Annotated in this window: 16 protein-coding genes; 7 read left to right on the top strand and 9 right to left on the bottom strand. The window is 56.7% G+C overall.

The window, feature by feature from the left end:
- Positions 1 to 94 precede the first annotated feature (94 nt).
- From AO353_RS15255 to rplM, 5 genes are all read right to left on the bottom strand, one after another.
- On the bottom strand, positions 95 to 877 hold the full coding sequence (locus tag AO353_RS15255) for a cytochrome c1 (RefSeq protein WP_054595703.1): 783 nt from the start codon (positions 875 to 877) through the stop codon (positions 95 to 97).
- The gene (locus tag AO353_RS15250) at positions 877 to 2,088 is read right to left on the bottom strand and encodes a cytochrome b (protein WP_054595702.1); all 1,212 of its coding nucleotides are present in this window, start codon (positions 2,086 to 2,088) and stop codon (positions 877 to 879) included. The genes AO353_RS15255 and AO353_RS15250 overlap by 1 nt, the downstream gene beginning before the upstream one ends.
- Positions 2,088 to 2,681, bottom strand: a complete 594-nt coding sequence (petA, locus tag AO353_RS15245) for a ubiquinol-cytochrome c reductase iron-sulfur subunit (RefSeq protein ID WP_019693575.1) — start codon at positions 2,679 to 2,681, stop codon at positions 2,088 to 2,090. The genes AO353_RS15250 and petA overlap by 1 nt, the downstream gene beginning before the upstream one ends.
- A 253-nt stretch (positions 2,682 to 2,934) precedes the next feature.
- Positions 2,935 to 3,327 (bottom strand): 30S ribosomal protein S9, encoded by a 393-nt coding sequence (gene rpsI, locus AO353_RS15240; RefSeq protein ID WP_002555064.1) that lies wholly within the window; start codon positions 3,325 to 3,327, stop codon positions 2,935 to 2,937.
- A 14-nt stretch (positions 3,328 to 3,341) separates the two neighbouring features.
- A complete protein-coding gene (rplM, locus tag AO353_RS15235) occupies positions 3,342 to 3,770 on the bottom strand; it encodes a 50S ribosomal protein L13 (RefSeq protein WP_019693576.1) in 429 nt (142 codons plus the stop codon).
- A 248-nt stretch (positions 3,771 to 4,018) separates the two neighbouring features.
- Between rplM and AO353_RS15230 the strand changes: the two genes are divergently transcribed.
- Positions 4,019 to 5,059: an NADP(H)-dependent aldo-keto reductase gene (locus AO353_RS15230; RefSeq protein ID WP_054595701.1), complete on the top strand. Its 1,041-nt coding sequence runs from the start codon at positions 4,019 to 4,021 to the stop codon at positions 5,057 to 5,059.
- Between the two features lie 100 nt (positions 5,060 to 5,159).
- Here the strand turns inward: AO353_RS15230 and AO353_RS15225 are convergent, their stop codons facing one another.
- On the bottom strand, positions 5,160 to 6,296 hold the full coding sequence (locus AO353_RS15225; protein ID WP_054595700.1) for an acyl-CoA dehydrogenase family protein: 1,137 nt from the start codon (positions 6,294 to 6,296) through the stop codon (positions 5,160 to 5,162).
- A 243-nt stretch (positions 6,297 to 6,539) separates the two neighbouring features.
- Between AO353_RS15225 and AO353_RS15220 the strand changes: the two genes are divergently transcribed.
- Positions 6,540 to 7,436, top strand: a complete 897-nt coding sequence (locus tag AO353_RS15220; RefSeq protein ID WP_173859988.1) for a GlxA family transcriptional regulator — start codon at positions 6,540 to 6,542, stop codon at positions 7,434 to 7,436.
- A gap of 62 nt (positions 7,437 to 7,498) precedes the next feature.
- Here the strand turns inward: AO353_RS15220 and AO353_RS15215 are convergent, their stop codons facing one another.
- Positions 7,499 to 8,467, bottom strand: a complete 969-nt coding sequence (locus tag AO353_RS15215) for a GlxA family transcriptional regulator (RefSeq protein WP_054595698.1) — start codon at positions 8,465 to 8,467, stop codon at positions 7,499 to 7,501.
- Between the two features lie 89 nt (positions 8,468 to 8,556).
- On the opposite strand from AO353_RS15215, the gene AO353_RS15210 reads away from it, so the two are divergent.
- The 5 genes from AO353_RS15210 (at position 8,557) to AO353_RS15190 (ending at position 15,015) form a co-directional block, all read left to right on the top strand.
- Positions 8,557 to 9,348, top strand: a complete 792-nt coding sequence (locus tag AO353_RS15210) for an MBL fold metallo-hydrolase (RefSeq protein ID WP_054595697.1) — start codon at positions 8,557 to 8,559, stop codon at positions 9,346 to 9,348.
- Positions 9,349 to 9,669: 321 nt separating this feature from the next.
- Entirely contained in the window at positions 9,670 to 11,616 is a 1,947-nt protein-coding gene (locus AO353_RS15205) for a flavin monoamine oxidase family protein (RefSeq protein WP_054595696.1), read from the top strand.
- A 176-nt stretch (positions 11,617 to 11,792) separates the two neighbouring features.
- The gene (locus AO353_RS15200; protein ID WP_054595695.1) at positions 11,793 to 12,680 is read left to right on the top strand and encodes a nitrilase family protein; all 888 of its coding nucleotides are present in this window, start codon (positions 11,793 to 11,795) and stop codon (positions 12,678 to 12,680) included.
- A gap of 17 nt (positions 12,681 to 12,697) precedes the next feature.
- The gene (locus tag AO353_RS15195) at positions 12,698 to 13,918 is read left to right on the top strand and encodes a hypothetical protein (RefSeq protein WP_054595694.1); all 1,221 of its coding nucleotides are present in this window, start codon (positions 12,698 to 12,700) and stop codon (positions 13,916 to 13,918) included.
- Between the two features lie 101 nt (positions 13,919 to 14,019).
- Positions 14,020 to 15,015 carry an asparaginase gene (locus AO353_RS15190; protein ID WP_054595693.1) on the top strand — a complete coding sequence of 332 codons (996 nt, stop codon included), beginning with the start codon at positions 14,020 to 14,022 and terminating at the stop codon, positions 15,013 to 15,015.
- Positions 15,016 to 15,065: 50 nt separating this feature from the next.
- Here the strand turns inward: AO353_RS15190 and zapE are convergent, their stop codons facing one another.
- On the bottom strand, positions 15,066 to 16,160 hold the full coding sequence (gene zapE, locus AO353_RS15185) for a cell division protein ZapE (RefSeq protein WP_054595692.1): 1,095 nt from the start codon (positions 16,158 to 16,160) through the stop codon (positions 15,066 to 15,068).
- Between the two features lie 90 nt (positions 16,161 to 16,250).
- On the bottom strand, positions 16,251 to 17,606 hold the full coding sequence (locus tag AO353_RS15180) for a tryptophan--tRNA ligase (RefSeq protein WP_054595691.1): 1,356 nt from the start codon (positions 17,604 to 17,606) through the stop codon (positions 16,251 to 16,253).
- Positions 17,607 to 17,622 lie beyond the last annotated feature (16 nt).

Here is a 17,622-nt window from a genome sequence, read left to right as displayed (position 1 = left end):
GGGCGCCTCCCGTAACGTCTGGATGACCAGACTCGTTACACCTTCAGAGACGCCCTTGGGCGCGCGCGATTAACAGCAATTACTTAAAGCTTTATCAATGCACGTCTTTCCAGTATTCACGCTTGAGCAGGTAAGCGAATACGAAGAAGAACGCCAGGTACAGCAACACATAGGTACCGATGCGCTGATGCTGCAGCTTCACCGGGTTGGCCGAATAGGCCAGGAAGGTCACCAGATTCTTGACCTTCTCGTCGAACTGCTGCTCGTTCAGAGCACCGGTTTTTGGCACGATGGTCAGCTGATCGCACGCTTCATGAGTCAGCGGCGTGCCGGTCAGAGGATCATACTGCTTCTTGCCGCCTTCGACGATTTGAACTTGTTTGCAGCCTACCACCTGACGACCCTGCAGGCCGACCAAAACGTTAGGCATACCGACGTTCGGGAACACCTTGTTGTTCACACCCCAAGGACGAGTCGGGTCTTCATAGAACGACCGCAGGTAGCCGTAGAGCCAGTCAGTACCACGAACGCGAGCCACCAGCGTCAGGTCGGGCGGCGCAGCGCCGAACCAGGACTTGGCGTCTGCCGGCTGCATGCCGATGCTCATGTGGTCACCGATCTTGGCGCCCGTGAACACCAGGTTCTTCAGCATCAGATCGTGAGGAATCCCCAGATCGTCGGCAACGCGCTCATAGCGCTGGAACTTGGCACTGTGGCAACCCATGCAGTAGTTGGCGAACGTACGCGCGCCATCTTGCATTGCCGCTTTATCGGAGACGTCGATATCGACTTTTTCGAGCTCTGGACCGCCGTGCTCGGCCGCGAAGGACAAGACAGGCAACGCAGCAAGAATCAGTACAGCAAATAGCTTTTTCATCAGCCAGTCACCCTTTCCGGAACCGGTTTGGTCTTCTCGAGCCTGGTGTAGAACGGCATCAGAATGAAGTAGGCGAAGTACAGGAAGGTACAGACCTGCGACAGCAACGTACGTTCCGGGGTAGGCGCCATGACGCCCAGCCAGCCAAGAATCACGAAGGAGATGCAGAACACCCAGAGCCAGATCCTGCTCAGCCAGCCCTTGTAGCGCATGGACTTGACCGGGCTACGGTCGAGCCAGGGCAGGACGAACAGCAAGGCAATCGAAGCACCCATGGCCACAACGCCCAGGAGCTTGTCCGGAACCGCACGCAGAATCGCGTAGAACGGGGTGAAGTACCAGACCGGGGCAATGTGTTCCGGAGTCTTGAAGGCGTTCGCCACTTCGAAGTTCGGCTTCTCGAGGAAGTAACCGCCCATTTCCGGGAAGAAGAACACGATCGCGCAGAAGATGAACAGGAACACCACCACGCCGACGATATCTTTCACGGTGTAGTACGGGTGGAAGGCAATGCCGTCCAGCGGTACGCCGTTTTCGTCCTTGTGTTTCTTGATGTCCACGCCGTCCGGGTTGTTCGAGCCGACTTCGTGCAGCGCCAGAACGTGCAGCACCACCAGACCGAGAATCACGATCGGCAAGGCCACGACGTGCAGGGCGAAGAAGCGGTTCAGGGTGATGCCCGAAATCAGGTAGTCACCACGGATCCACTGGGTCAGGTCGTTACCGATGACCGGGATCGCACCGAACAGCGAGATGATCACCTGGGCGCCCCAGTAGGACATCTGGCCCCACGGCAGCAGGTAGCCCATGAAGGCTTCAGCCATCAGCGCCAGGTAGATCAGCATGCCGAAGACCCACACCAGCTCACGCGGCTTCTGGTACGAACCGTAGAGCAGGCCACGGAACATATGCAGGTAAACCACGATGAAGAACGCCGAAGCGCCGGTGGAGTGCAGCAGACGCAGGATCGAGCCGTACTCGACGTCGCGCATGATGTATTCGACGGAGGCGAATGCCTCTTCCGCCGACGGGGTGTAGCTCATGGTCAGCCAGACACCGGTTACGATCTGATTAACCAGAACCAACAGCGCCAGGGAGCCAAAGAAATAGAAGAAGTTGAAGTTCTTCGGGGCGTAGTACTTGCTGAGATGGTCTTCCCACATTTTAGTGGCAGGAAAGCGCGCATCAACCCAATCCATGAACTTGCTCATCACGCTTTCTCCGTATCGACGCCGATGACAATGATGTCGTTCGACTCATAGGAATGCGGGGGAACTGGCAGATTCAAAGGCGCGGGTTGCGACTTGAAGACGCGGCCAGCCAGATCGTAGTGGGAACCGTGGCAAGGGCAGAAATAACCACCTACCCATTTCGGGCCGAGATCGGCAGGCGCTACTTCTGGGCGGAAGGTCGGAGAGCAACCCAAGTGCGTGCAAATACCGATCAGCAGCAGAACTTCCGGCTTGATCGAGCGCGTCTTGGGGTCCACGTAAGTTGGCTGTACCGAATTCTTGGAGTCTGGATCAGAGAGGTCACCCTCGATCTTTGCAAGATTCCCCAAAATCTCCTGCGTACGGCGGACGATGAATACCGGCTGACCGCGCCATTCAGCAATCATCTGCTGACCTGGTTCGATTTTGCTGACATTCACTTTCACCGGTGCACCTGCGGCTTTCGCCTTGGCACTGGGAAACCATGACCCCACGAACGGGACCGCAGCCCCCACCGCTCCTGCAGCACCCACCACGGATGTGGCTGCTACCAAGAAGCGACGCCGGCCTGCATTCACGCCGTCATTGCTCATTCAGTCCTCTCCCATCAGCTTTGTGGCCTGTTAAATCAGGCATCTACTAAGTAAAAATCTGAACTTATAAAAATTTTGCAGAATGGTAATGAAAAGCCCCAGTTCTGACAAGGTAATTACCATCCAGGGTCAGCGCCAAGCCTTGTAGTATAGGGGCTCTACGGATGTGGCAAGTTGTCACATCATAAATCTTTAAGCAAAAAAAAACGCCCAGCTCCGCGAGGAGACTGGGCGCTTTGAACGCGAAAGCGAATTAACGCTTCGAGTACTGCGGACGCTTACGCGCTTTACGCAGACCAACTTTCTTACGTTCAACTTCACGTGCGTCACGAGTAACGAAGCCAGCTTTGCGCAGAGCACCGCGCAGAGTTTCGTCGTACTGCATCAGAGCGCGAGTGATACCGTGGCGGATTGCGCCAGCTTGACCACTTACACCACCACCGATCACGGTGACGTAGATGTCGAACTTCTCGACAGTCTCAGTCAATTCCAGCGGCTGACGAACTACCATGCGGGCAGTTTCGCGACCGAAGAAATTATCCAGGGAGCGGTTGTTGATGGAGATGTTACCAGTGCCCGGACGCAGGAAAACGCGTGCGGTTGCGGTCTTGCGACGGCCAGTGCCGTAATTTTGAGTCGCCGACATAATGAACTATTCCGTTAAAACTTCAGTTCTTGGGGCTGCTGAGCAGTATGAGGGTGAGCAGCGCCCGCATAGACTTTCAGCTTACGATACATGTCGCGACCCAGCGGGTTCTTAGGCAGCATGCCTTTGACCGCGGTCTCGATCACGCGCTCAGGGGCTTTAGCGATCAGCTTTTCGAAGTTGATCGACTTGATGCCGCCCGGGAAACCGGAGTGGGAGTAGTAGATTTTGTCGGTGGTTTTAGCACCGGTCACACGAATCTGCTCGGCATTGATAACGACGATGTAGTCGCCGGTGTCAACGTGAGGAGTGTACTCAGGCTTGTGCTTGCCACGCAGACGGCTCGCGATCTCGGTGGCCAGACGACCCAGGGTCTGACCAGCAGCGTCGACGACAAACCAGTCGCGCTTTACTGTTTCCGGTTTAGCAGTAAAAGTTTTCATTCTTTATAGCCTCAGGGGCCGCCCTGTAAATTTAGACGGCGGATCTTACTGAATAGTGCGTACTTTGACAAGTCAAAGGCAGCCGGGTACAGACGCTATCGGGGGCTCGGGTCGGCGCGTCCGTTCAACGGCAAGATTCTTCGGCAGGCGGCGCATCACTTCCACTGCAGAAAGAGGTGCGCAATTATGCAGATTGCGAAAAAAAATTCAACCTGCTTTTATGATTGTTTTCCGCCAAGGACTACCCGATGGACTATCGACAGCTGGGCCGTACCGATCTGAACGTGAGTGCAATCTGCCTCGGGACCATGACCTGGGGCGAGCAAAACAGCGAGGCAGAGGCTTTCGCACAGATTGAACGAGCCAAGAGCGCCGGAATCAATTTCATCGACACCGCCGAGATGTACCCGGTGCCGCCCAAAGCCGAAACCTACGCCACCACCGAACGCTACATCGGCAATTACTTCAAGAGTCGTGGCGATCGCGCCGACTGGATTCTGGCGAGCAAGATCGCCGGCCCCGGCAACACCATCGACTACATTCGCGGCGGCCACCTCAAACACAACCGCGAACACATCGTCCAGGCCCTGGACGCCAGCCTCAAGCGCTTGCAGACCGACTATATCGACCTCTACCAACTGCACTGGCCGGAGCGCAGCACCAATTTCTTCGGTCAGCTGGGCTACACGCACAAGAGCGAAGTCAACCTGACCCCGCTGGAAGACACCCTCGAAGCACTCGACGAACAGGTCAAGGCCGGCAAGATCCGCCACATTGGCCTGTCCAACGAAACGCCGTGGGGCACCATGAAGTTCCTCGCGCTGGCCGAAGCCCGCGGCTGGTCGCGTGCGGTGTCGATCCAGAACCCTTACAACCTGCTCAACCGCAGCTTTGAAATCGGCCTGTCGGAAATCGCCATCCGCGAACAATGCGGGCTGCTCGCCTATTCGCCGCTGGCGTTTGGTTTTCTGTCCGGCAAGTACGAAGGCGGGGCGCGTCCGGCAAAAGCTCGCCTGAGCCTTTACAGCCGCTTCAGCCGCTACTTCAACCCGCAGTCGGAAGTCGCGTGCAGCCGTTACGTGGAACTGGCCCGTGAACACGGCCTGGACCCGGCACAAATGGCCCTGGCGTTCGTGACCCGGCAATCGTTCGTCACCAGCAACATCATTGGCGCGACCACGCTGGAACAACTGGACAGCAACATTGCCAGTTTCGACCTGAAACTATCGGATGAAGTGCTGGCGGGGATCGAGGCGATTCACAAGGATCACCCGAACCCGGCACCGTAACCTGCACTGATCGTTCCCACGCTCCGCGCCCGCTTCTGAATGTGACGCAGAGCGTCACGGGATGCATTCCCACGCAGAGCGTGGGAACGATCACGCGGCATTACAGCGACCGCGCGATGATCTCCTTCATGATTTCATTGGTCCCGGCATAAATCCGCTGCACCCGCGCATCTGCCCAGGCCCGGGCGATCGGGTATTCCCACATGAAACCGTAACCGCCATGCAGTTGCACGCACTCGTCGAGCACCTTGCATTGCAGGTCGGTGCCCCAGTATTTGGCCATCGCCGCCGTCGGCACATCGAGCTTGCCTTGCAAGTGCAGCTCCAGACAGCGGTCGACGAAGACCCGGCCAATCTGAATCTCCGTGGCCATCTCTGCCAGTTTGAAACGGGTGTTCTGAAAGTCCGCAATCGCCTTGCCGAACGCCTTGCGCTCGCGGGTGTAATCGAGGGTCCACTGCAACGCCGCCTCGGCTGAGGCCAAACCGCCGATGGCGACCGTCAGACGTTCCTGCGGCAATTCCTGCATCAGATAGGCGAACCCCATCCCGGCCTGCCCCAAGAGGTTTTCCTTGGGCACACGGACGTCCTGGAAAAACAGCTCCGAGGTGTCCTGCGCCTTCATCCCGACCTTCTCCAGGCGCTTGCCCTTTTCGAAGCCCGGGGTGTTCGCCTCCACCAGAAACAGACTGGTGCCCTTGGCCCCGGCCTTGGGATCAGTCTTGGCCACGACAATCACCAGGTCCGCGAGAAAGCCGTTGGTGATGAAGGTTTTCGATCCGTTGATCACGTACTCGTCGCCGTCCAGCAGCGCTGTGGTTTTCACCCCTTGCAGGTCGGATCCGGCGCCCGGCTCGGTCATGGCAATCGCAGTAACCATTTCACCCGAAACCAGTTTCGGCAGGTATTTGTGCTTCAGCACTTCACTGCCGTAATGCAGGATGTACGGCGCCACGATGTCCGAATGCAGAGAGAAACCGATACCGGTCAAACCCAGTCGACCAACCTCCTCAATCACCACGGTGCTGTAGAGGAAGTCCGCATCGAACCCGCCGTACGCTTCCGGCAAGTGGGAGCAGAGCATCCCCGCCTCCCCCGCCTTGTTCCACAGTTTGCGATCGATATGACCCTGTTTTTCCCACTGCGCATGAAACGGCACGGCCTCTTTTTCGAGGAAGGTTCGTACGCTGTCGCGAAACAGCTCGTGCTCGGAACTGAACAAGGTTCTGGGGATCATCGGGGCACCTGTGGTTATTGTGGGTCGCTATTGAATCCCTGAGCCTAAGCCTCCAGTTGATAACAGGACACTGGACACATCAGACAAAAAATAAGACGATCCAGCCGCTTGGTGACCACTTTCCCCTATAAGAATAAATTGAATATGTCTATCCAACTCTCCACGCCCCTGCGGCGCGTCAGCATCCTGGCAATCGATCGGGTTTTTGCTTCTACCCTCATGCAAGCCAAGGATTTCTTCCATCTGGCCAGCCTGCGTTACGGCAAACAACTGGGCCACGGCCTGACCCCGGCGTTCGAAACCCGCCTGGTCAGCCCCGACGGCAAACCGGTCAACAGCTTCAGCGATGTGATCATGCCGGTGGATGGCGGCCTGGAAAACGCCGACATCATCATCCTCCCGGCGTTCTGGGACGATTTCGATACGCTCTGCAAGCGTTATCCACAGGTGCTGCCGTGGCTGCGCGAGCAACACGCACGCGGCGCGGTGCTCTGCGGTGAAGCCACCGGGGTGTTCTGGCTCGCCGAGGCGGGCTTGCTCGATGGCAAGGAAGCGACCACTTACTGGCGTTTCTTCAACGCCTTCGAAGAGCGCTTCCCCAACGTTCAGCTCAATCAGGACAAGCACCTGACCGACGCCGACAACCTGTACTGCGCCGGCGGCACCACCTCGGCCTGCGACCTCTACATTTATTTGATCGAGCGCTTCTGCGGGGCCAACGTGGCCCAGGCCGTGGCCCGCGACATTCTGTATGAAGTGCAGCGCAGTTATTCGCCAGGGCGCATCGGCTTCGGCGGACAGAAGCTGCACCAGGATGTGATCATCCTGCAGATCCAGCACTGGCTCGAAGAGCATTTTGCCGACAAGTTTCGCTTCGAAGACGTCGCCCGCGAACATGGCATGAGCATCCGCAACTTCATGCGGCGCTTCCAGACCGCCACTGGCGACAAGCCGCTGCACTACCTGCAACGGTTGCGCATCGAAACCGCCAAGGGCTTGCTGTCCGCCAGCCGTAAAAGCATCAAGACCATCAGCTATGAAGTCGGCTACGACGACGCGAGCTTCTTCGCCCGGCTGTTCCGCCAGCACACCGAGTTGTCGCCGAACCAGTATCGGCAGCAGTTTCAGCAAGCGGCGTAATCACACAGCCGATCGTCCCACGCTCTGCGTGGGACGATCGTGCGCAAGGCGAACCCGACTTTTCAATACCGCCCGAACTGCTGCCGGTACTCCAGCGGAGTCAACGCTGTCAGTTCCTTGAACATGCGCCGCAGGTTGGAGTCGCTGCTGAAACCCAATTCAGCACTGATCGTGTTGACCGCTGCGGACGTGAGGATCAGGCGCTCGCTGACCTGATTCAGCTTGATGCAACGAGCATAGGTCGCAACGGCGACACCGGTTTCGCTGCTCACCTTACGCGACAAGGTGCGTTCGGACATGCCGAGTTGCCCCGCCAACCGCTGCACGGTTATCTGTTCGGCCGGCAACTGCTCAACCAGTGCATGCAACTGGCGTAACAGCTTGCTCGACTGCTCAATCAAACTCATGGCCGCAAAGGCGCTATGCGCCTGGGCCGGGCGCGCAAGCACCATCAGCTTGGTGAGATCGCGAAACACTTCCGCGCTGACATACCGCTCGATCAAGGCCTGAGCGATGGGCAAGTAACCGTTCACACCCGACGCGGTAGCCGTCCGTTCGTTAATGATGCTGTGACGTTCGCTTTGCCACTTCACGGCTTTATGCCGCTGCACCATAACGTCTGCCAGCCACCACGTCACCGTTGCTGGCTGACCGTCCAGCCTCCCGCTTGCAGCCAACAAACAGACACCCGTGCAATAACTCCACAACTGCTGTTTCTTCGAGCGTGCCGACAAAGCCGAGACCAAAGAGGCATTGGCGGCCAACGTATCACCAACCTGCTGTGCCGACTCGGCCCAAAAACCGGGGATCAATAGCGCGTCAATGTCAGCCTCCGCCAACGCGCTGCCCACCTGTAATGACAAGCCTTGAGCGCATTCAACCGTACCGGCCTGCATTGCAACGAAGCGTGTTTCAAAGAACACCCGCGAAGCACGACGATTGGCGGCGTGCAGCAAATCGGCAAATGCCAACAAGCCCGCTGGCATGCAACGAGGGAAAAGCAGCAAGCCGATTCGAAGAGGTGGCGTCATGGCTGAAATCGAATCAATTATGTCCGGGCCTGCCATTCTGTGGTGCAACGCGACTGGACACAATGGCGCTTCTTCCCAGAGGAATCGCCATGAAGATTCATCAGCTACGCAACGCGACAATTATTGTCGAGCTCGGCCCTCATCGCATCTTGGTCGACCCGATGCTGGCGCGAAAACACGCACTTCCGCCCTTGCGCATTTTCAGCGCACGAGACCGCAACCCACTGGTCGAGCTACCCGACTCGGCCATGGCCGCACTGGAGTCCGTCACTCATTGCCTGATCACCCATTGCCAGAAAGGACACTTCGACCATCTGGATCGCGCCGCGAAAAAGTGGCTGCGCGAGACTCGAACTCCGGTCATCTGCACACCGCACGACGCCGCCCATCTGGCCGAGCATGAGTTGAATGTGCAGCCCTTACCGGCCGATCACGAGCAACCGAGCGCGTTCCTCGGCGGCCAGATCCGCACGATTCGCTGCACCCATGGGCGGGGACTGGTAGGCAAGATGATGGAGCATGGCGTGGGCTATTTGATTGAAATGCCTGGCGAGCCCAGCCTCTACCTGACGGGCGATACGCTGCTCACGCCTGCCGTTCAGGCATTCGTTGCACGGCATCGGCCAGACGTTTCGGTGGTACCGGCAGGCGGTGCGCGATTCGATTTGGGTGGGGACATCATCATGGGGATTGATGAGGTGCTGGCATTCACTCGGCAGTCTTCAGGCACAGTGGTCGCCAATCACCTTGAAGCGCTCAGCCACTGCCCGGTGACACGCCAGTCGTTGGCCAATGCCGCCCGACAGGCCGGCATCGAGTCGCGCCTGCTGATCCCGAACGACGGGGACCTGCTGGAATTCCCGGCCCCGGCGGTGCAATGAAGGCGCGGTTGACCCAAGGAAAGGGTCAACCATGCCTTATGTGGACCGTTACGGCTTGTGCGCCCGCGCCAGGAACTCGTGGGACTGCATTTCCAACAGACGGCTGAGGAGCGGCGCCTGCTTCAGAAGCTTTATGTAACTAACAATTCAAACTCGACATTGCGATCTAAACGCAACACCTCGCTTCGCGAGCCTTTATCCTACGAGTAAATCGGAAACCAGAGTGATGGATAACTCAGATTTACACTTGTTAGCCGACTGTTCAAGACTTCAACATACATCCCTGCAAACAAAATATGCACACATCAGGGAAGATCAACAATGACCATCGGCTCTAGTTACAACTACCCCTCACATATTGCTAAAGATATTACTCGAACAAAGCGCTCATCGAACAACAAGTGGAGCGCTCGCTTTCCGAACCCGCCAGACTTATGTTTTGACTATCGAGCATTGGTAGAACAAAAAAACGGCATCGCAAACGCGCCCAACCCACATCATAAAATATGCATCATTGGTGCAGGTGTGACTGGGCTCACTGCCGCCAGGGAGCTTTATCGTTGCGGCTTTACCAATATAACGCTTATAGAACAATCCAAACGCATAGGCGGCAGACACCTTACAATCCCCGGAAGCCGAAACTCCGTAAAAAGTCATACTCCCTTTGAAATGGGGGCGATGCGCATGCCTTTCTTCAACACAGCAGACGAACCGCCTAAAGAAGGTAAGTCTCTGATGGCTTACTACGCCAAGGAGTTTGACTTGGCTATTTCAGACTTCCCAAATCCCGGAAGCCAGTGGGTAACGTCGACTGGCATCTATCTTCGAGAAGGAAGCATGGGAGGCAGCGCTACTCCACAGATGTTGATATGGACAAATGAAGACGGCATGACACCACCTCCTGGCGAGGAGCTTCAACGGGTTTACGCCAAGTGGAAAGCATTTGCTGACCGCATGACCCGCCACGTAGCAGAGGTTTATGCCAGCCAACGGTGGGAAGCCATGTGGGCTGGTATCGTCAAGAAATACGAGGGCATTTCTTTTCGTGACCTGGTCAGCATGCCAATAGTAGACGCTTGGCATGAAAGCTCGCCAGGAGACTTCGGCGGGATGGGAATGTCCCCGGACGAGTCCGCCATTTTCTATTCGATAGGCATCGGTGACGGTAGCTGGGGCGCCTTCTACGATGTCTGCTCGCTTTATCCCCTGCGTACGGCAATTTTTGGATTCAGCAGCCAACTGCAACTGATTCATGGCCGAGTGGACGCGACCGGTGAACCGATAGCCTCACCACACCTGCACAGCGAAGCCGTTTTTGACTCCAAGGGGCTGGTTTTCGACAGACCTCGCTATATCGGGCTCGCCTCTTTGGATGAATGCCTGTTATTCATGAAAACAGACGAAACCGGAAAATCCTTCTACGAACACTGCCTTGAGCGCAGTAATGGTTTCCTCACGGACTCGTCCGTCACAAAACTGAAAAAACTGGACAATCAAAAAATACGCGTCTACTACAACTGGAAATCGAGCCACCCCGGGCAAACTCAGGAATTATTCGACGACTTTGATTCAATCATCATGACCCTTCCCTCATGGCTGATCGAAACTCGAATCAAGCTCGAGGACTTCAATCAAGAAATGCTTCCATTCGAAACGATCAATGCCTATAAAACCGCTCACTGGGAAACCAGTTGCAAAGTCTATGCACCATTAAAAAAATCATTCTTATCAAAAAACACCAAAATCCCACAAGCCATAGTCACAGACAGTTTCATTCACGACATTTATACCTATCGCTATAACGACAACTATAATTATGACTGCATCCTTCTGAGTTACACATGGGAGGATGACGCAACCAAACTCGCGTCCTTCACTGACAAAGAGCTGGTTACGAAATGCGCAAAAGAGCTTGATCGAATCCTTATGAACTCCGCCAATATCCAGGAAAAAATTTCTCCCTATATTGGCATTGATCAAGCAGTCGTCCAACGCTGGATGACCGATAAAAATGCTTTGGGGTGTGCAAAGTTGTACAGGCCCGGAACCTACTACGACGCAGTGGGCTTGATGAAGTACAACAGAGATTTTTCACATATTTCTGGCCTCTATTTTTCTGGCGAGTCTTTTTCAGTCGATGCCGGCTGGACAGAGCCTTGCTTTCGAGGTGCCGTCGATGCAGTCATTCATATCTGCAATAAAACCGAAGCTACATTCAATGGCGGATTTACCATGAGTGACTATCCAGAATACAAACTCAGGACCTGACCTAGACTTTCCCCGCTAAAGAGTCGATGCACGCTGTGTATTGGCTCAACCTTGTTCACCTTGGGAAAAGGACTACACGCTTAACGGAAGCCGCTGACTTTCGCTCACTCACCGGTTCAACTCTTATAAACGCACAACTACACAGGTTGAAAAACAATAATAAGAGGTCAGCGTAAATGAGTGAATCAACGAGTCCTGTTCGTGTCGCAGTCGTGCAATTCGACCCACAAGTCGGCATAGAGAATCGTGAAGGAAATTTGCATCACAGCCTGGAACTGGCGCTACAAGCGGTCAATGGAGGGGCAAATCTCATCGTTATGCCCGAGCTTACAAATACCGGCTATTTCTTCAGCAATCGGCAGGATGCTTTCGACCATTCCGAGGCGGTTCCCGGCGGACCGAGTACGCAGAGCTGGGTAGATTTCGCCTGCAAACACAAGGTTTACCTCGTGGCCGGCCTGACCGAACGCGACGGCATGCGGCTCTTCAACACCGGCATTCTGGTCGGACCTGACGGTTTTATCGGGAAATATCGGAAAGCCCATTTGTGGAACCTGGAAAAACTCTGGTTCACTCCAGGTGACCTGGGCTTCCCGGTTTTTGATACACCAATAGGCCGTATCGGATTGTTGATCTGCTGGGATATCTGGTTCCCGGAAGTGCCGCGCATCCTGAGTCAGCAAGGCGCGGACATCATTTGCAGTTTGAACAACTGGGTCTGGACGCCTCCGCCGCTGTTCGATGACGCCGGCAAATGCATGGCTTCGTATCTGACGATGACGGCAGCTCACGTCAACAACGTGTTTATTGCCGCCGCCAGCCGGATCGGCGAAGAACGAGGCGCCCGATACCTGGGCTGCTCACTGATTGCCGGCACCAATGGCTGGCCGATTGGCGCAGTAGCTTCAGCGGACAAGCAGGAAATCCTGTTTGCCGACATCGACCTGACCAGCTCCCGTAGCGCACCCATCTGGAACAACTTGAACGATCTGCATCGCGATCGTCGAGCCGATCTCTACGATCAAATGCTTGGTTACACCCAACACCCTTGTCTCCCGCGCTGATAAGGGGGTCATCACTCATGGACACCACAACCGAAAAACATCGGTTAAATCGGCTTGTCGGCAGATCGCCGTTTGATACTGCGATCATCCTCCTCATGATCGGCACGACACTGCTGATTTTCTGGCTTTCACTCACCAACCGCTCTTCCTGGTCAGCCCATTGGCCAGACTACAGTCACATGGTGACGAGCCTCCCCGAGCCGAGTGCCTGGTTGCGCTGGGTACTGGGAGACATCAGCGAGGTTGCATTCTACAAACACGAGTTCGCCTCTATTGGACTCTTGGCGGGAGCCTATCTGGCTTACTGGGCCAATCGAACGGGGAAATCCTGGCAAGGCTTTGCAATCTCCTATGGCAGCGGGCTATGGCCGTGGCTGATCACCAGTTCGCTGCTTGGACTGCTGTTGAGTAACCTGCTGTGGGGCTGGACGGTCACGGCTACCCATTGGCAACCGACGTTCGCAGCCTTTGTTTCACTGCCAGCGGCGATGGTGCTGATGTTTGGCGGTGGCTGGAAAGTGACGATCAACGGAGCCATCATGGGTGCCATTCTTGTCACCCCGATGTGTTTACTAATCGTTAACTACGTCTGCAATCCACTGGGCCTGCCAGCCGTGATCGGCAATGTCACAGGCATGGCCGCCGCCAGCGTCTTTGCCTTTCTACTCTGTCGTTACGTGCCGAGCCTGGTGAAGTCCGAGCAATCCGTCCCATCTGAGGAGTCATCCGATTCTGCGGCCACACCTGCCCGATCAAAGACGCCCGACTACGGAATCTTCTGGAGCCTGCGCCGGGTGTTGGCAGACTTTTCGGAAGCGCCCTTCTTTGGCAATGAACTGGCCAGCCTCGGGCTGTTACTGGGTGCATTGCTGGCTTACACCTTGAACCCCATGGATCCGGTATACGGCTCCGGTTTGCTGCCACAACTGATCGGAGCACAGGCTTTGACGTCAGCTTTAGGCGTGGTGATCTGGCGTCGACAATGGATCTTGCGCGGCTGGTATCCCACCTACATTCCGCTGGTGTCCGTAGTGCCGGCGGCGGTTCTGACCTATGGCGGCAGTTGGCAGGTAATAGGATCAAGTGCGCTGCTAGGGGCACTCATCGCGCCACCTTTGGCGTGTGTGATTGCCAAGAGGTTACCGGCTGATATGCACCCCTACATAGGGAATGTCCTGTCCATGGCCATCAGCACCTTGCTGATCGTTCCGCTAATCGGGTTCCTCATAACCCAATAAATTTCATGCCGCACTTCTCCCATTCAGCTGTACCGAAGTCCTGTCGCTCAAGACCGGGTACAGCCACCTTTTTAATCACACCCAATCGAACGAGGTATGACATGAACCTCCCCAAACTGGCTATTGCGGCGCTCGGCGGTACCGTGAGCATGCAAGCCAGGCATGCTGGTGAAGGTGTTATCCCGACCGTCAACGGTGAAACCCTGCTGGCCTCAGTACCGGAACTGAAGGAACTGGCCCGGGTGACCGTTGAAACACTCGGCCTATTCCCAAGTGCCTCACTGGATTTCGAGCTCTTGCTGAGCGTCCTTTCCTGGGCGAGATACCAGATTGAGCAAGGCGCTATTGGCGTTGTCATCACTCAGGGCACGGACACCCTCGAAGAAACCGCAACATTTTTCGACTACTTATGGGACCACGACGAACCACTGGTTCTGACCGGCGCCATGCGTTCGGCAGCCCAGGCAGGGGCCGATGGTCCGGCGAATCTGCTGGATGCTTGCCGAGTCGCACGGGCTGAAAACAGCCGTCAGCGAGGCGTTCTAGTGGTAATGAACGGCCAGGTTCACCAAGCGAGCGTCGTCCGCAAAACCGATTCATTGGCGTTGCAGGCGTTTTCCTCCCCTGTCACGGGTCCCGCAGGGATGCTCCTGGAGGGAACCGTCCGCTATCTACGCCAGCCGTCCCGCCGGAAGCCTTTACCCTTGCCACAACAGACAACACAGACGATTGCCATGCTGGAAGCATCTCTGTCTGCCGACACCTTGATGTTGGAAAACATCCTTGAACTGGGTTACGACGGGCTGGTGATTGCCGGTTTCGGCGCAGGACACGTCTCAGAGCGCTGGGCTGACGCCGTCGAAGCAATCGCAAAAGAAATCCCGGTCATCATTGCGACCCGGACCGGATCAGGCCCCACCGCTCAATCCTCCTACGGCTTCATCGGCAGCGAGATGGATCTGATCCGTAGAGGCGCAGCGATGGCTGGATTTCTTTGTCCGCGCAAAGCCAGAATCCTGCTTTGGCTGCTCGTTGGCTGCCAGCGACTAGATGAGCTGACCCGCTATCTCAACGACGACATCCGGTTTCAAAACTGACGCATAAAAAAGGGCCTGCAATGCAGGCCCTTTTTTATTTTCGAAACGTCCTACGGCTTGTGCGCCCGCGCCAGGAACTCGTGGGACTGCATTTCCAGCAGACGGCTGAGGGTGCGCTGGAACTCGAAGTTCAGGCGACCGCCGGTGTAGAGGTCTTTGAGCTCGACTTCAGCAGATATGATCAGCTTGACGTTACGGTCGTAGAATTCGTCGACCATGTTGATAAAACGTCGGGCGATGTCGTCGGTGGTGACGCTCATCTGCTCTACGCCGCTGAGCAACACGGCGTGGAAGATCTTGCCGAGTTCGATGTAGTCGTTCTGGCTACGCGGGCCGTCGCACAGTTCGCGGAAGTCGAACCAGGCCACGTCGTCGCACGTACGCACGGCACGGATCTCACGGTTCTCGATGATCAGCACATCGTTCTCGATGGCCTGAGTGCATTCCGGCGTGAGTGCGCGGAAACTTTTGCGCAGGCTCTCATGGGACGCTTCGTCGAGCGGGGAGTGAAACAGCTCGGCTTGCTCAAGGTGACGCAGACGGTAGTCGACGCCGCTATCGACGTTGACGATGTCGGTGTTCTGCTTGATCAGCGCGATGGCTGGCAGGAAGCGCGCACGTTGCAGACCGTCCTTGTACAGACCGTCCGGTACGATGTTCGAGGTCGCGACCAGGGTCACGCCGTTCTTGAACAGCTCTTCCATCAAAGTGCCGAGGATCATCGCGTCGGTGATGTCGGACACGAAGAACTCATCGAAACAGATCACCCGCGCTTCGTCGGAGAAACGCTTGGCGATGATGGTCAGCGGGTTTTTCTCGCCGCCGAGAGTCTTCATCTCTTCATGCACGCGCTTCATGAAGCGGTGGAAGTGAGTGCGGACCTTTTCCTTGAACGGCAGCGCTTCAAAGAAGGTGTCGACCAGGTAAGTCTTGCCGCGACCTACGCCGCCCCAGAAGTACAGGCCCTTGACCGGCGCCTGGTCTTTCTTGCCAAACAGTTTGCCGAGCAGGCCGGGTTTGTTCTGCGAGGCCGCGACCAGATCGTCGTACAGGCGCTGCAAATGACGCACGGCAGTTTCCTGGGCGGCGTCATGGAAGAATTCCGGGCGTTTCAGATCAGCTTGATATCGTTCTAGGGGCGTCATAATTCGTTAGCAAGGCAACAAAAACGGGCCGACACTGTAGCGACGACCCTTGAGAATGGCAATCAGCCCTTGGTCGGGCCGAGCCGTTGATTATTCCTGAACAGGCGTCAGCGCAACCCGCAAGGCGTCGATAGCGACATCCCGCGCAGTGCTGTCAGCAAACGCCGGGCTGTCGGCGACGCACTCGCCTTCGAGCCAGACGCTGAAGCTCAGGTCTTCACTGCGAACGTCCAGCGCCTGGCCGGATTGCAGTTGCTTGGTCACCTGGCCTGCGGTTTTGCCGTCAGCGAAGTTGCGCGACAACAGCAGTTGCTCGCCATCGGCCGCCAGCAGGCGGAAGCGGAAGCTGCCGTCGTCTTCACGGAAGCTGACGAAACGTGCGGCTTTCGCGGCTTTCTTCTTGGTGGTGGCCGCTACTTGCGTCTGCTTGACGAAAGAACGCAGGCCGACCGCTTCACGCAGCTCGTTGAGGAACGGCGTGGCCACGGCGCGAGCCTTGGCGGCACCGTGCTGCAGAATGTCTTCGAGGTCTGCCGGGCGATCGATCAGTTGGTAGTAACGCTCGCGGGACTCGCCCAGCTCGTTGTCGAGCAATTGGAACAGACGATTCTTTGCCTCGCCCCAACCCAGGCCCTGCAACAGTTCGCTGCGGAACTCGTCGGCCTGCGCCGGAGTGGCGAAAGCCTGGAACAGCGTGAACAGGTGCGAGTTGTCCGGATCCTTGGCTTCGCCCGGCGCACGGGAGTCGGTGACGATCCGCGAAATCGCGTCCTTCATCTCTTTGGCGCTGGAGAACAACGGAATGGTGTTGTCGTAGCTTTTCGACATCTTCCGGCCATCGAGGCCCGGCAGCGTGGCGACGCTTTCTTCAATCAGCGCCTCCGGCATGGTGAAGAATTCCTTGCCCTGGCCAAACAGGTGGTTGAAGCGCTGGCCGATGTCGCGGGCCATTTCCACGTGCTGGATCTGATCGCGACCGACCGGAACCTTGTGCGCGTTGAACATCAGAATGTCCGCCGCCATCAGCACCGGGTAGCTGTACAAGCCCATGGTGATGCCGGCATCCGGGTCTTCACCGGCTTCGACGTTCTTGTCCACCGAGGCCTTGTAGGCGTGCGCACGGTTGAGCAGGCCCTTGGCGGCGACGCAGGTCAGCAGCCAGGTCAGCTCCGGGATTTCCGGGATGTCGGACTGGCGATAAAACGTTACCCGATCCACATCCAGGCCACCGGCCAGCCAGGTCGCGGCGATTTCCAGACGCGAGCGCTGGATGCGCAGCGGGTCATCGCACTTGATCAGGGCGTGGTAGTCCGCCAGGAAGTAGAACGAATCGGCATTGCTGTCGCGGCTGGCGAGGATCGCCGGACGGATCGCGCCGGCGTAATTGCCCAGGTGCGGGGTGCCGGTGGTGGTGATGCCGGTGAGGATACGCGTACGAGTAGTCATGGGTAATCGCTTATCA

It is taken from the genome of Pseudomonas fluorescens (assembly GCF_001307155.1).
In the GTDB taxonomy this organism is placed as follows: domain Bacteria; phylum Pseudomonadota; class Gammaproteobacteria; order Pseudomonadales; family Pseudomonadaceae; genus Aquipseudomonas; species Aquipseudomonas helvetica.
Note: the sequence above shows the minus strand (reverse complement) of the source record. Positions and strands in the feature narration are given on the sequence as shown.